Annotated in this window: 12 protein-coding genes and 3 pseudogenes; 3 read left to right on the forward strand and 12 right to left on the reverse strand. The window is 49.1% G+C overall.

From position 1 onward, the window contains the following. Positions 1-93: 93 nt before the first annotated feature. From BM122_RS26615 to BM122_RS17865, 10 genes and pseudogenes are all read right to left on the reverse strand, one after another. Positions 94-358, reverse strand: a pseudogene (locus tag BM122_RS26615) (IS982 family transposase); the annotation flags it as partial. Between the two features lie 1181 nt (positions 359-1539). Further along, positions 1540-1809, reverse strand: a pseudogene (locus tag BM122_RS25440) (IS1595 family transposase); the annotation flags it as partial. 218 nt (positions 1810-2027) lie between these two features. Beyond that, positions 2028-4193, reverse strand: a complete 2166-nt coding sequence (locus BM122_RS17830; protein WP_074906904.1) for an amylo-alpha-1,6-glucosidase — start codon at positions 4191-4193, stop codon at positions 2028-2030. Between the two features lie 163 nt (positions 4194-4356). Continuing rightward, positions 4357-5697: an MFS transporter gene (locus tag BM122_RS17835; protein WP_143083512.1), complete on the reverse strand. Its 1341-nt coding sequence runs from the start codon at positions 5695-5697 to the stop codon at positions 4357-4359. A 56-nt stretch (positions 5698-5753) separates the two neighbouring features. Continuing rightward, a complete protein-coding gene (locus BM122_RS17840) occupies positions 5754-6530 on the reverse strand; it encodes a BON domain-containing protein (RefSeq protein ID WP_074906906.1) in 777 nt (258 codons plus the stop codon). Between the two features lie 53 nt (positions 6531-6583). Next, on the reverse strand, positions 6584-6829 hold the full coding sequence (locus tag BM122_RS22705) for a hypothetical protein (protein WP_143083513.1): 246 nt from the start codon (positions 6827-6829) through the stop codon (positions 6584-6586). Beyond that, entirely contained in the window at positions 6810-8087 is a 1278-nt protein-coding gene (locus BM122_RS17850; protein WP_218152146.1) for an MFS transporter, read from the reverse strand. The genes BM122_RS22705 and BM122_RS17850 overlap by 20 nt, the downstream gene beginning before the upstream one ends. Continuing rightward, positions 8078-9166 (reverse strand): glycosyltransferase family 4 protein, encoded by a 1089-nt coding sequence (locus BM122_RS17855; protein WP_074906909.1) that lies wholly within the window; start codon positions 9164-9166, stop codon positions 8078-8080. The genes BM122_RS17850 and BM122_RS17855 overlap by 10 nt, the downstream gene beginning before the upstream one ends. 386 nt (positions 9167-9552) lie before the next feature. Then, positions 9553-10023 (reverse strand): transposase, encoded by a 471-nt coding sequence (locus tag BM122_RS17860; protein WP_256212183.1) that lies wholly within the window; start codon positions 10021-10023, stop codon positions 9553-9555. A gap of 47 nt (positions 10024-10070) precedes the next feature. Further along, positions 10071-10373 carry an IS630 transposase-related protein gene (locus BM122_RS17865; RefSeq protein WP_074906914.1) on the reverse strand — a complete coding sequence of 101 codons (303 nt, stop codon included), beginning with the start codon at positions 10371-10373 and terminating at the stop codon, positions 10071-10073. Positions 10374-10408: 35 nt separating this feature from the next. Between BM122_RS17865 and BM122_RS17870 the strand changes: the two are divergent. After that, positions 10409-10976: pseudogene (locus BM122_RS17870) on the forward strand (transposase); the annotation flags it as partial. A 92-nt stretch (positions 10977-11068) separates the two neighbouring features. Beyond that, positions 11069-11560 carry a transposase gene (locus BM122_RS25445; RefSeq protein WP_256212184.1) on the forward strand — a complete coding sequence of 164 codons (492 nt, stop codon included), beginning with the start codon at positions 11069-11071 and terminating at the stop codon, positions 11558-11560. Here BM122_RS25445 and BM122_RS17880 read toward each other — a convergent pair. Both BM122_RS17880 and BM122_RS17885 read right to left on the reverse strand, forming a co-directional pair. Further along, entirely contained in the window at positions 11538-12656 is a 1119-nt protein-coding gene (locus tag BM122_RS17880; RefSeq protein ID WP_074906911.1) for a YkvI family membrane protein, read from the reverse strand. The two genes, BM122_RS25445 and BM122_RS17880, sit on opposite strands and share 23 nt — an antisense overlap. 602 nt (positions 12657-13258) lie before the next feature. Next, entirely contained in the window at positions 13259-13720 is a 462-nt protein-coding gene (locus BM122_RS17885; RefSeq protein ID WP_074906912.1) for a transposase, read from the reverse strand. Between the two features lie 685 nt (positions 13721-14405). Between BM122_RS17885 and BM122_RS17890 the strand changes: the two genes are divergently transcribed. Next, entirely contained in the window at positions 14406-14849 is a 444-nt protein-coding gene (locus BM122_RS17890) for an Arm DNA-binding domain-containing protein (protein WP_074906913.1), read from the forward strand. The last annotated feature ends 37 nt before the right edge of the window (positions 14850-14886 follow it).

Below are 14886 nucleotides of genomic sequence, written 5' to 3' on the forward strand. Positions count from 1 at the left end.
GGTTCTCCTTCTCTCGAACGGATAATACTTTACGGCGGAATAATATCGGATAGGTCATCCCTAAATTATAATCAATTTATAGAGGATATGCTATAGGAACTCAACAAAGCGGTTGTAGCCCACTAACCCTGGGAAATAGAGCCATTGATACTTCAACACGTGGTCCAGATAATAGGACTTAAATGTCCGGTAATTCGACAGATTAAAACCTCACCATGATGGTCATGACTTCGCTTAAACACAGCGCTTCTTGCCGCCGACGCCGTTTCAGCGACGACTCTAATAAGCATTGCTCCCAACGCGGCTCAAACTCTTTACAAAATTCGTCACTCGCACAAAAAATCGTTATAGTATCCATGGGAACCTGACTCCTCTCATGATCAAATTCTTTTCCAGAACCACTTCATCATAAGGAATTTAGGTTCCTTTTACAGCTTTTCTTATGTCGAACTCACGTTAAATTATTAAATATTTTAACAACATTTCAACCGTAAATAAGTATCGAGAAATTCTATAAATGTTTACATTGTATTCGCCCTGAATTAGGGAGGAAGCTCTGCTGACTGCACGACAGTCTTGAAGGTCGTCCAAACGGATGAAGCGAACCCGTTAGACCTGCCCACCCACGCCTTTAAACTTCTCAATAAAAGCGACTATTTTCTGGAAGACACTCTGCTTCTTTGTCAGGTACTGTGGGTTTAACGGGCTCATTTTAGGCAGAATGGCATTGAGCTTGATGATCATTTACCAAATCTTTTCAAAACAAATCTGGCAAGAGTTCTAACTCACCAGTTGCCATGAAGTGTTAAGCAATGTTTTATCTTCATATTTTGTTGCATCCGAGAGTAGTGACTTTATAACAGCAATCATTTACTTGTATTTGCAATTTTTGATTATTAGAGTAACTTTCAGAAGCAGAATTATGTCTAGCTGTGATCCTAATATCAATCGAACCTACCAAGTACGTTTTATGAGTTTAAGAGGAAACGCGATAAAAATTCATTTCTAATTAGTAGAATATTACCAGATGAAACGAGACATGAATTCTTGGGAACCCATCGAAACGATGCCGGCTAACCGTACAGTCTTGTTGTACTATTCTGCATTTGGACAGGTAACCAACAATATCAGGAAATTTATTGAATTCAGAAAACAGTTATACTCGGCGCGGTCACAATTGCGGATTTTAAAAATGCTGAAACCATTAAATTATAAGGAGTTTTTTCGTTTATATTTTCCGCAACCATGACCGCGCGGAGTATAATCAGTCCAACTTACTGGATGGAATTGCCAGAAGAACCCGAGTAAATAATAAAAAGAGGAAAAAGTAATAATCTATGGCCAGAGGCTTCTGCAGCTAGTGTCGCGCTAATCTCCCTCGGTTTTTGGAAGAAAGCCATATCCCTCCAACTCATCGAGGCATTCGTTAACTCTTTCTTCTGAGAGTCCTACCATACTGTCAACCATCTCAAAAGAAGGAATAGTTTTACCTGGAGGGCAATTTCTAATTGCCGCGCCATGCGCCAGCGTTACCAGATACACCTTAACAGCAGCCCCACGGCCACGTTTGCCTTTACGAACACCACCTATATAGCTCTCATCCAACTCCACTATATCATCAAAGATTTTGTGGGTTTCCTGCTCCAGATGATAAGCAATAACTTCATGTATTTTGCGTTAAAACAATGCGGCGCTAATAGGTTGTATTACGAATATATTGGCTGCTGATCTTGCTGTAACTTCCAGCACAAAAAATTCCAGTAACCTTAACTGTACTTTCCTTAATAATCTACAATCACTTATCTTCACTTGATTAGCTTAACAATTAGGCTAATCTACTACAGCCCCTTGATTAATCTTATTCCATTTCTAAATCAAACCTAACTTTGTCGATTTCACCTTGTCATATTATTTATGCTGTTTGGGCTTGCCTTTTGTCATGTTTGATTTTGAAATAAAATTATGATGTTAATCCATCTAATCTTATTTTGAAATATGCCGGGGTTATAATGAGGGCTTAGGGCTTGTTATTTGACGACCACGACCTCTATGTCGCCTTGCCGATGCATGACAATAATCCCGACATCCAGTTCATGCCGCCGGACAAGCAGATCCACCGAGGCCTTTCCTACTTGCAGATTCTTGATCTGCAACTCATGCAGGAATACCGGGAGTATCGGGTACGTAAAGTGCACTTTGGCCTCAGACGCATGAATCGACATACCCAGACAAGCTTGAAGACCCATGAAGGCGGAGGCCGCAGCCCAGGCCTGGGGATTACAGGCGACAGGGTAGCGGGTCAGGCCTTGGCCGGGTCGGCGGACAAACCCGCAAAACAATTCGGGCAACCGGTGGAAATCCACGACTAGGCTAGCATCAAACAAGCTAGTCATGATCTTTTCCACGTCAGCCTTCAAACCATATCGGGCAAGACCGGCTGCGATGATTGCGTTGTCGTGAGGCCACACGGAGCCGTTATGATACGACATTGGGTTGTAACGTCTCTCCCCATCCGCCAACGTGCGCACCCCCCATCCGCTGAAGTGATCATTGTTCATCAGAGTGGCGGCCAACCGAACGGCGCGGTCGGGACTAGCAATCCCAGTGTACAGACAGTGACCCGCATTGGACGTTCTCACGCGACAGATTTTTTTATGTCCATCCAACGCCAGTGCGTAAGTGGACAAGTCTTCACACCAGAACACCTCTTCAAATTGTTGTTTCAGTTTTTCCGCCTGCCGACGGAGTTCGTTCGCTCGTTCCGGTAATCCGAGCGCCTCTGCCAATTTAGCGCCCTGCTGCTTGGCGTCATAGACATAGCCTTGTACTTCGCACAAGGCGATCGGGCCCTCCGCTAGTTCTCCGTTCTCGTGAAAAACCGAATCACTCGAATCCTTCCAGCCCTGATTATCCAGTCCTGTCTGGGACTTTCGATTGTACTCCACGAATCCATCCCCGTCCTGATCACCATAAGTATCGATCCAATCAAGGGCCAGTTCGATATTCGACCAAAGGGTGCGCATTAACGCAAGGTCGCCCGTCCGTTCATAATAGGCTCCCGCCAACATGACAAAGAGCGGTGTCGAATCCACACTGCCGTAATACAGTCCAAAGGGAATCTCTCCCAGCGCGGCCATTTCCCCCTTTCGCGTCTCGTGCAGAATCTTCCCCGGCTCTGCATCCTGCGCCATCTTCAGTTCCTTCGCCTGGGCCGACGCCAAGTAACCGAGCACCCCGCGAGCGATCTGCGGTTTGATCCATAACGCTTCGAGCGCCGTAATAATGCCGTCCCGGCCAAATGGCGTGCTGAACCAGGGAACCCCAGCGTACGGATAGGGCCCCTCGGCCGTCTCGGTGACCATCATGCGAAGGTCCACCAACGAACGGTTCCACCATTCATTGAATTGCTCGTTAGACGTATGAATCAGGCAATCCTGGCTTTGTTCGGCTTTGAGCTCCATCTCGGTCTCGGCCACTGCATCATCGTACGCAAAACAGGTCAGCAGGTTCGCGCCGATATCGCAGCAGATCGTGACGGTAACCAACATCTCGGCCTTTGGGTCCAAGGTCATATTAAACAGCGCTTGCGTCACACTGAGTTCCGTCGGAATCGGCGAAAACTTGATCCTGGTTTGACGCAACACTCCGTCGAGTCCCTCGTAGGGCAAGACGAGAACATCCTTTTCCACCGTCCCGTGCAATTTCTTCCCTTTATGTTGCCGTTTTGTGCCACGGACTTCAAAGATATCCGCAAAATCCGATTCGAACCGGAGTCCGATCTGTATCGATATGGCGACCAGACTGAAATTCGAGAAACGAAATCGTTCATACCCCACTCCGTTCCACAAAAACCGGGAGCGAAAGACATGCACGCTACCCCGCGGAATGTCGAGCCGGCCTTCGTGATATAGGTCCGGATTGGTCAAATCGACCGCCAACAACGCATTGTCTTCCTTGATGGTGGAACTGAGCAGCATCGGCCGGCCATTGTTCAGAAACAATTCCTCCCGGCTCAGGAACCGCGTCCCTTCGTGATACAAGCCCTGTGTTCCATGACCGACCAGTTGAATATCGCCATAGCGATCGAAGACACCGAAGGTTTCTCCATGCTTGAGCACCCGGGTCCGATTGTCCGCCATGGACGAGCTGGCAAGAATATAAAACTGTTCATTGATGTTGATAATCTCTTCCACAAAAACCTCCAATACGCTTGCCGAAATGATTACACGATCTCATCCGCAAATATCCAATGGACAGACCCGGACGAATGATCACGCGGCAGTCCAATTCCTCTTATCACCTTATACTCTTCTTACCGACCATGCTCAATACACCATTCAATCTCACGTCCCAGCACTATTGGTCAATGCGTGGAGAGCTGCGTCGCAAGCTTGATCGCCTCAGGCTCTTCGGCAGCAATAATTGTTCCGTCCAATTTGTTCTCATCCAGCGGATGACATAAGCCGAGACGAAGGCGGTCAAAAAGAATCCAGTTCCGATTCCTACGACACTCGGGAGTTCCCCGATCTCTTGCGTTGTCCAGCCGAACAACGTCATCCCTGCGATGGCTGCTACCATCGCGCCAAGATTGTAAATGGCCAGGACACGTCCCAGCATTGCCCGCGGCGCGATCTCCTGCAGGATGCCCCAGGCAATCGGAGTCAACGCGCCAGCTCCTATGCCGATCACGAACAAGAGCAGCGCAGCGGGAAGACGATTGGAAGTCAAGATCAACCCCCATATGGCGAACCCACTGACCAGACTGGACACCATCATCATTTGAATGCGCCGGTAAAGCGGCCAACCGGACAGAGAGACCAACCCCAGCGACATCACCAAAAGCCCTACACCGTAGACAGACCAAAAATAGCCAACCTCGATCGGACCTAAATCCAGCATCTCCTTCCCGAACACTGGGAACAAAGTGCTGAAGGCGCTTGCTGAAAATGTGTAGGCTATAGCAACACCAATTAACAGTAGGATCATCCGCTGATCGAACAACACGTACCGAAATCCGTCCCGCACATCCTGAAACATATTGGTCAACGAAGTTACCGCCGCGGAGGCCGATTCGGCTGCCGGAAAGCGAATAATCAGGAAACAAGCGGCCGAGACGAGATAACTGACGGAATTGATACAGAGCACCTCCTGTGAACTCATCGTTGCGATTCCTATGCCGCTCAGTGCGGGACCGATGATGATGCCAATGCTCGTCGTTGTCTGTAAAAGCGCATTGGCCGCCGTGAATTCATGCCGGGCGACCAAGAGCGGAATCGAGGCAGTCAGCGCCGGTCCGAACACGGCCGTGGCAACCGCATGAACGAAAACCAGGATATAAAGAAGCTCAATGCTGAAGGATTCGACCGAGATCAAACAGGGTATGAAACCAAGTACCACGGCACGGATGAGATCGCTACCGATCAGCAGTAATTTCTTGGGCAGCCGGTCGACAATGACCCCGATGAAAGGCCCGAACAGAATCGGCGGGAGCGTCTGCAGCAAGCCGATGATCGTGGTCTTAAGCGGAGAACCGGTAATGGCATAGACGAACCACAGTAGCGCCAGCTTGGACACCCCATCACCGACCTGCGAGACCATCTGACCCCACCATACGAGGGTAAAGTCTCGTGTGAGGAATTGCGGCGACCATCTAACTGTCGGGCTCATCCTGGATTCATTCATGTTGCATCGTTTCATAGTGAGTTAGAATTCATGGAATGAAACCAGCTTGGGCACTATGGATATGGAGCCGTTTACTCAGCTGTAATGAGCCGGACGGTACCGGTGTTCACCGCCTTGACACCGGGCACTTGGCGAGCCGCCTGAGCCGCCTCCAGAATAATGACCTGATATCGCGTGGATCCAGTCAACGTAACGACTCCTCCCTCCGTTTTTACATCGAACTTCACCGCTTGCAATGTTCCACTCTTTTCGAATCGTTCTTTTATCAGTTGAGTGATGATTTTGTCTCGCTCGACGACGAGCTCATGAGAGGCATTTGGATTCACTTTCAGACGATTCTCGACCGCATGCACTCCGTCGAGACAACGGATAATATCTGCCGCCGTCTGCTTTTCGCTGTCGCTGGTGACCTTGCCGAGAAGGACCAGATCCTTGCCTTTTGCGTCAATTTCAATGTCATAGGGAAAAAGTCGGGAATCGGCCATGAGCGCTAGCTTGGCCGTAATTATCAGGGAGTGTATCGATTTCTTCCCTTCGGCTTCCTCGAATTTGGTTTTGTCCGTTGACGTCTGATCTGTGGACGACTGGCCGTTTTCCGCCGGTTTGTTGTCTGCTGACGGATTGACTTGCGGGCATGGCCGTTCGTCGGCAACCCTTTCCACTTCTTTTTGGTGCGATTCCATATCCTTTGGTTTCGCTTCCGAATCCTCCGCCTCGTGTTCCAGTTCCTTGAGTTTATGTTCAAACTCATGGATCGTCGATTCGGTCTCCTTAAGCTTCGGCACCACCTCAGGTTTGATTTCGAGAGATTCGGCGCCGAGCAGGATTCGTCCATCTACCAACGCCATGCTGCATATCAGAGCGATCAATGCAGCAAATCTGAATGAACGGAAGAAAGAAATCATGGCATCACGTCTTCATGCTGGATCACGTCCGAACCCTCTCCACGGATTTGCCCTGCTGCACGCGCCGCACTGTATGGCATTCGATTCACCGCTGCGAAAGAAACCGGAAATACACGATAAACTGGGTAAGCACGAGAACCACATGCGCGAGAAGATGAAACAAGGCAATCATACGGCGGCCACGGGCTCTGCAAACCCGTGGTCCAGAGAAATTCCGGATAACTAGGTCGTGGCTGGAGCATAATCTCGACGACTCACATGAATCGTCACCATTGCAGTAAGCAACAGGGCCAATCCGATACCGACCAGACTTGCAGCCGGACCGATTTCATCCGCAGCCCATCCAAACCCCGCCATGCCAACCATAGAAGAAGCCATTCCTCCGGTACTAAACGTGGTGAAAACACGTCCTAAGAGGTGTTCGGGCGTGACTTCCTGGAGCGTGGCTGACACGACTGGGTAATACACCGATGTGGTGCCGCCGATGACGCCGATCAGCAACATTGTGTTCGCTAACACCGGCGTCTCTATCAATCCAAGACTGCAGACCGCCAGACCTCCCACTGCCAGGAACTTGGCGATTCGACCGATGCGATTGCGAAAATCACCTTGTGGTACCCACGCCAACCAGAGGGAAGCCGCCAGCATTCCGATCCCCAATACCGACCAGATCCATCCCAACTCGAGCGGTCCGACCTGCAACACTTCTTTCGCGACGACAGGCAGCATGAACACAAAAGCACTGATAGCCAAATTATAGAGCACGGCTGTAATCATCAAAGCGAATACAATTCGGTGTTGGATAAAGACGAACCGGAACCCCACGGCCAGATCCTTGATGATGGAGGTAGACAAGACTTCCAGCCGTTTGACCACGTGACTATCGCGTACGGCGATCGGAATGATGCACAACGCGGAAATAAAGTATGCCACGGCGTTGAAATACAGAACGTTCTGCACTCCGACCACTGCAATGCCCAGGCCGCCCAAGGCCGGACCCAACAGAACTCCGACGTTCGTCGTGCTTTGAATAAGCGCATTGGCCGAGGTCAATTGTGATCGATCGACAATCAAGGGAACGGCCGATGATAGCGCCGGCCCGAAAATCGTGGAGACAATCGAATTCAAGAACACGAGCACATAGAGACGTTCGAGCGTCAATACGTCAAAGGCATAACATAAAGGAATGAGCAGTACGGTCAGCGTACGCACCAAGTCAACGACAATCATTACCATTTTTTTCGGCAGACGATCCAGATAGACGCCGATCAAAGGACCAAAGACCAACGGTGGAATGGTCTGCAGAAGACCGATCACAGTCATCTTGAGTGCGGACCCGGTAAGTTCATAGACGAACCAGAGGAGCGCCACTTTGCTCAGGCCATCCCCGATCTGGGAAATGGCCTGTCCGGCCCAGAGCATCCCAAAATCTTTGGTCCAGAGTAATCTCCAACCACTCGTGGCAGACTGCACCGTAACATCCTTCTCTTTCATAGCCATTTCGCGGATATCCCTTCTGCAATCGTGTTTCGCTTTTTGCTCGCCATCTCAAGGGGCCCGCTCAGTATTTGTTGGTACGCCTGGACATAATTCCGCACCATCTGCTCGACGGTAAACCGTTCTTCAAATACCTGGCGGCATCGCCGCCGATCGATCAAGGAGATGCCTTCGACATGTTTGGTCATCTCATCAAGGTTTTCACTAATCAGACCGGTCACCCTATGTTCGATGATTTCGGGGATAGAGCCGCGGCGGTATCCGAGCACGGGCGTACCACAAGCCAACGCTTCGATCAAAACCAATCCGAACGGTTCGGGCCAATCATAAGGACAAACCATAGCAAGAGCATTGCCGATGAAATCATTCTTTTGCACATCGGTCACCTCACCGACAAACTCAATCAACGGATGATCCAGTAACGGTTCGACCACACGTTCGAAATAAGCTCGATCGGCCTGATCGACTTTTGCCGCAATTCGCAATGGTATGCCGACCCGCTTGGCCAATTCGATGGCGTGGTCTGGACACTTCTCCGGGGCAATACGCCCAAGGAATGCCAAATATTGACCCGGTTCAGGATGAGCACTGTATAAGTCGCTGGGCAATCCGTGATACACAGTAGCCAACCAATTACACCAAGGTAATGGACTTCGCTGCGAATTTGAAATGGAAACCAAGGGCAATTCGGAGAACTCACGGAATACTGGCGCCAGTTCCGGCAAGTCCAACCGCCCATGCAATGTGGTAACCACCGGCACGGGGGAACGCCGCGAAAGAGAAAAGGCCAAAAAATCGAGATGCGAATGGATCACATCAAACTGGTCAGCCACGCTGAAGACCTGTTCCATCATCGAAATTAGCGGGGCCTCCCGGCTAAAGATTCCAGTGTTGAGACGAAGTGCTTGATTGCAAGGAGCTTCCAGTTTCGCTTTCGTTAAGGAATCGCCACTCGCGAATAATGTTACGTCATGTCCCTGGCGAACGAGTTCTTCGGTTATGTAAGAGACTACCCGTTCTGTCCCTCCATACATCTTCGGTGGCACACTTTCCCATAGGGGTGACACTTGCGCAATTTTCATTGGAACGACTCCTTTGTATGTGTATAAGAAAATAAGTACTCTTATTCATAATTACATTACAGGCATTAGGAAATATAGGTAACTTTTCTTTCAGAATTGTCTTTCTTTTTTAATCTGACTCTTCCTCTCTATAAAGCAAATGTTAGTGCAATATACTTCCTTTTTTCCTACTTATGATTTATAACCTTATCTGTTTAGTAACGTAACAAAAAATTTTTGGTTGACACGCAGATGAAAAGATTTGCAGGATAACCCGCTCCACTAATAATCTGGCTGCCTGGGCATCACCTTCTTTAGCTTTGCTTACCATCTGACTAATAATCTCGGGCATATGTTCTGCAATACTCTCTCGCAGCTTTGCTATAGCTTAACCAGTTAAGAATGATTCAGAATGTATAGGATTTGAAAAGCATCTCAACGGTCTGGTTTTGTTGTTTACGCAGTGCTTTGGCCTGTGCCCATTTATGTTCGATGGGATTTAGATCAGGAGAATAAGCGGATAAGTATTCAAGGGTGTGCCCAGCGTTTTGTATGGCCTCTTGCGTATCCTGCCTCTTATGGAAGGTAGCATTGTTCATCACAACGACGGCATGTGACGGCAATTTAGGCAGCAGGTCCTGCACCGACCATCCGTGAAACACATCGGCATTGATATTGAGTGCAAACAGGCTGGCGGTGACCAATAGCTTTCCGATCAGGGCGCCAATCACGTTGATACGACCTGGCCCATGCCAGTCATGCGTGTCATGACATCTCTGACCAGCAGGTGCATAACCGTGCGTGCGCGGCGCATCCTGTGCAAACCCACTTTCATCAATGTAAACAATGGCCCGGCCTGCAGCTTCATAGGTAGCCATCTTCTCCTGGAAGATGCCCCGTGCGGGATCACTCGCTTTGGGATACTTCAGAGTTTTTTATAGGTGACGCCAAGCTTCTTGAGCGCCAGAAAAATAGCATTCTGCGCCACACCCAAACGTTTTGCCCGCTCGTACTGATAAGCATCAGGATAATCGAAATTATCCTGCCGCAATACCTCAAGATCAATCTTGCGTTGGCGAAACCCTTGAGGTTTACGATGGATGTTCTTAACCCAGCGCGTCACGCTTGCCACGCCAACATCAAACCGGGCCGCCACCCCGGCTATCGTAAGTCCTTCTTTCTCTCTGACATACAGGACTTTACGGCGGAAATCCAGTGAATAGGCCATCTCTAAATTATAATCAAAATTGTCTGGTTTCACTATATTTCAAAATAACCGGTTGGGGCTGGTATTACTTATCAACTGTGCTGGATGATTCTCTCGATTCATCATCGCCTGGCGGCTTTGTGCCACTATGAACGCCCGTGATGTATCAGACACGCTGGATGATGCACTACGCTTTACAGGACTCGACCAGATCAAGGTTAAACATAAGCCGCGACTATTAAGTGACAATGGCCCGGGTTATATTTCCAGTGAGCTGGTGCATTATCTTGAAGATAAGAATATGAGTTACACACGTGGCAAACCCTTTAATCCGCAAACTCAAGGTAAAATCGAGCGCTGGCATCGATCTCTGAAGAATCAGATTCTGCTGGAAAATTATTACTTCCCCAATGAACTGGAAGACCGTATTCGACAGTTTGTCGATTACTACAATCATGAGCGCTATCATGAATCACTCAATAATCTAACACCAGCTGATGTTTATATTCTGGTAGATGGCAATTTATTCTGAATGAACGAGAGAAAATTAAACGTCGAACTTTAGCTATGCGTCGGCAAATGTATTACGATAACCAATCCAGAAACTCAAACCTGATGAGCTAACACCTCTCTTAATTCAGGCAGACATTAGTCCAAATTGCTTTGAAGACGTACACTCCTGCACAACTTACCCGTTAACCAAATAGACAGCTAAAATGGCGCCAGGTAAAAGACGATTGGAGCAGAAGATGCAGATGAGTTTTGGATCAATAGAATTGGCGCAACGTCTGAGGCAAGACAGCGTACTGATGAAGATTGATACATTGATTGATTGGGCGAAGTTACGTCCGGGTCTTAGGGGTTTATACAAGCGCGAACTAACGAATGGAGGAGGCCAGGAACCGTTTGACGTGCTGATGATGTTCAAGGCGATCCTGCTTGGTCAATGGCCACGCGAAGGAAAGATAGGCCGTGGACGAATGTCATCACGTGAAGTCATCAAGTACGGGGAAATTCGCCACGATGATCGCAAACGCGCGGCACATCCCCATGGCCGAGCATCCCGACACGTTCAATCGTATGCTCGATTGGCTTGCCTCGATGCGCTAAGCCACCCAGAGCAGGGTCTCGTGCCGATCGCGTCTCCTGCGCGCGAGGTCGGGCTCCACAATCGCGATAAGAAGACTAAATCTCCGACTGCAACGTGATCGAACTTTGAATCCGTGTCGGCTGGCGAAGCTTCCAGATGCCGATAGTGAGCACCGGCACTATCAAGATCACGATGAAGGCGTAGGTAAGCAGTCCATAGCCCTGCGCAATCAGGTCGACCAGACCGACACCTGCTGCCGCGTACACCGAGACGACCATCAGCGCTACGGAGAGCGCCGGACGAAGCATCTGAGGCATGAGCCGGTATCGCTCCTCGTAGACCTTCGCTACGCGCTCGTTGATCGCATGGAGCATCGCCACGCCGGTATCCACTAACGTCAGCAGCACCGCGATCTGGAACGCCCACTCGAACCACGGCGCCTGCAACTTGGCCAGCAGAAAGGCCGAGGGCAGCACCACCGCGCCGATCTCGTCGTAAAAGCCCATCATCGCGATGTAGAACAGTACGCCTGGCAGCATGCCGAGCGGACCGGCGAGAGCTCCGGCGACGATGGCTTCGCGACGACGGCTCAGATGACGGATACAAAACAGAACCGCGGGAATCGTGGCGACGTTATAGCCGGCGTAGGTGAGGCCGGCCTTGAACCAGTTGTCTCCAAGCGGCGCCGCCGCGAAGCTGGCTTCAATACGATCGCCGAACGCGATGCAGCTCCAGATGACAAAAACGACGTAAACGAGATAGAGATAGCCGACGGACAGGGTCAGAAATTTCTCGATGGTCGCACTGCTGTAGAACAGCAGCAAACCAGTGGCAGCGATCATGCTCAGCGAGCCGATCAGTTTCGGTGAGCCGAACAGGCTATGGGTGATTTCTCCAGCCGCCGCCCCCATGACCGCCATAATGATGATGATCAGCAGGAGGTACGCGATCTCGAACAGAAACCAGCCACGCCCGAGCAGCAGCTTGAAGAAAGAACGGTAATCATAGGCGCGCGCGACGCGAGCCAGTTCGAAACTGACCATCAGCACCGCGCTCCAGACGAGCATGCCCACCACCATGCCCAGCAGACCGCCCCAGGGTCCGGCTGGCAGAAAAAACTCCACCAGCTCGCGTCCGGTGGCGTAGCCCCCGGCGATCACTGCGGATTCGAACACGAACCCGGGCAGCAGATATCGTCTGAAAAAATCGTTCACTCTTCACCTCAAGAACAGCTGGGTCATCGCAACAGATTGATCTCTTGCTTTAACATTAGGTCGTTAGGTCAGCCAAATCGATCCCCAAGCGGCGAGCGCAGGCTCGGTAATGGTCCCTTAGTGAGGTTTTCCAGATGAAGTTTGCGGTTCAAGCGCAGTTCCTTTGTGTTGTCTTACGTCTGAGCTGCGACTTTGCCTCAGCTTGGCATCTCGCGCCAGGGACTGTGCGTTGTATTATACATCACGAGCAATCCCCGCAGGGTGTGGTATGTCGTCCAAAGCACTGTAAAGGCGGCGAACCGGGAGAAGCTGCTGGCCGATCTTCACAATGCCCTGAAAGCCTACGTGGAAGGACACGGTGGAGAAATCCGGAAGGTGGGTCCAATTCAGATCGTTCCGCATAAGCCGACCGTAAGCGGTGTATAGGATAAATAAACGCCATTTTTCACTGAATCTGAATCTACTCGGGAACGGTTTGGTTGTAAACCATACCCGCAATTAATCAGAAATTCACAAAATTTGTGTCAGACCATCAGCAAATAGTTTGACTTTTGATCGTTTTTTGTTAATTACGCGAAAGACGCCTAGACGGAATGGTCAGCTTAATCATGAAATGTGCTGAAAAAGATGAGCCACGAATCAGACGGGATCGAAAAGACCCTGGACCTGCACAGGTGAACGTGGCGGCGCTCGGGAGGACGAGCCGAGATGGTCAAGAATTTTAGTGATTGCACCGGATTCCAGGATGGCGGCGATATATTCAGGGTTCCATCGCAATGCTCGATGTCAATATCGAATACCCATTTTAACAGGTGTGCCCAACTGATGCACACAGAAGCCGGAGAATGTGGCGCATCGTCATCCGTATCAAATTGGTTATTTTTGTTTTTCTTGCTGTCAGGAATAATTTCAGGGTGCAGTTTGGCATTCGGCGCGAGTACATGGTGATAGCGAATGAGATTGAGCCTTGGCTGGAGAACCAGCACAGCCAACCGTTGCATGAATTCCAGCGGTGACATAAAGATATGCGTAGTGCCATCCAGGTTAAGTATTTTCAGCGTCACAATACCAATTGTTGTACATAGAGAGTTCTACGTTTGCCAAGCTTTCAATCAATGATGCGTCGAAGGTAAAGATTGCAGCCATACATTTATTTTCTTAGTAAGACTATCGCCTTTATCTCTGATGGTATTTTATGAACAGATCCTAATCACGGAGGCGCACTTTATGTGCCGTGTTACTTGCATATTTTTCTACTCACTATCTCTTCTGAAGTCATGTGTCACCTTTACAGAAGTATGGGTGGAGAGGCAAAATACGTCATGTTTAATGAATTGGCTACCGGTGAATGATGAACATATTTTTGATTTTTTAAGGAGGAGCAGAATGATCATCTGGGCAAATCAACAACCCACAGACATGCGAGATGCAAGAAAAATGTACGTTATGTGGAAGCAGGAGTCGAAGTCCGGCGGTGACTCCGGCGCACTCTTCAGCGCAGCCAGGCAATCTCATCATAGAGCAACGAGTTATCCATAGATAACTTCCCACTCCAGACTCAAACCAGTGACCGTCGGATTCACAGTCCGAACAACTACCTGTTTATCATCGTTGATCTTTGTCTATCCAAGCATACGATATTATTAGTTATCAATATATTAATACAAATCATGCTATGATTTTTATTGATTAAAATATATTTAAATAGATTAGATTTTCCTACATAGTTCCTACACTGCTCCGAACAAAATGAAACGAAAAAATTTTTCTGCAACCGCAATTAAAGATTTCAAATGTGAGCAAGGAAAGACACAAACCCTTTTTTGGGACGCAAAATCTCCAGGGTTAGGCCTGCGGGTGACCATTAACGGCAATAAGTCGTATATCTTTGAAACCAAATTGCACGGAAAAACATTGCGCATGACGATTGGTAACATAAAGTCATGGCCACTTGGTAATGCGCAAAAAGAAGCAATGCATCTCAGGGTATTAACTGATCAAGGGATTGACCCACGCCAGCTCGCAGCAGATAAAAAGGCAGCTGATGAGGCAAAAAGAAAAAAGGAGCAGCTGGGAAAAGTCAGCTTTGGTGAAGTATGGATCGAATACATCGACGAACGCAAGCCGCTTTGGTCAGAGCAATGGAATGGACTCCTCCACCCTGCTAGGGGTACGGTAGCAATTTCAACTTAAACAGGAGACCAACATGAAACAAATCGCTGTTGTCGGC

It is taken from the genome of Nitrosomonas communis, from assembly GCF_900114745.1.
Classification (GTDB): domain Bacteria; phylum Pseudomonadota; class Gammaproteobacteria; order Burkholderiales; family Nitrosomonadaceae; genus Nitrosomonas; species Nitrosomonas communis_A.

What these genes read in the sequence shown, in the direction of transcription:
- BM122_RS17835 (WP_143083512.1), bottom strand. Translation starts at nt 5,697, where the DNA reads ATGAAACGATGCAACATGAATGAATCCAGGATGAGCCCGACAGTTAGA.
- BM122_RS17840 (WP_074906906.1), bottom strand. Translation starts at nt 6,530, where the DNA reads ATGGCGTTGGTAGATGGACGAATCCTGCTCGGCGCCGAATCTCTCGAA.
- BM122_RS22705 (WP_143083513.1), bottom strand. Translation starts at nt 6,829, where the DNA reads ATGCTCCAGCCACGACCTAGTTATCCGGAATTTCTCTGGACCACGGGT.
- BM122_RS17850 (WP_218152146.1), bottom strand. Translation starts at nt 8,087, where the DNA reads ATGGCTATGAAAGAGAAGGATGTTACGGTGCAGTCTGCCACGAGTGGT.
- BM122_RS17855 (WP_074906909.1), bottom strand. Translation starts at nt 9,166, where the DNA reads ATGAAAATTGCGCAAGTGTCACCCCTATGGGAAAGTGTGCCACCGAAG.
- BM122_RS17860 (WP_256212183.1), bottom strand. Translation starts at nt 10,023, where the DNA reads ATGGCTACCTATGAAGCTGCAGGCCGGGCCATTGTTTACATTGATGAA.
- BM122_RS17865 (WP_074906914.1), bottom strand. Translation starts at nt 10,373, where the DNA reads ATGGCCTATTCACTGGATTTCCGCCGTAAAGTCCTGTATGTCAGAGAG.
- BM122_RS25445 (WP_256212184.1), top strand. Translation starts at nt 11,069, where the DNA reads ATGGCGCCAGGTAAAAGACGATTGGAGCAGAAGATGCAGATGAGTTTT.
- BM122_RS17890 (WP_074906913.1), top strand. Translation starts at nt 14,406, where the DNA reads ATGAAACGAAAAAATTTTTCTGCAACCGCAATTAAAGATTTCAAATGT.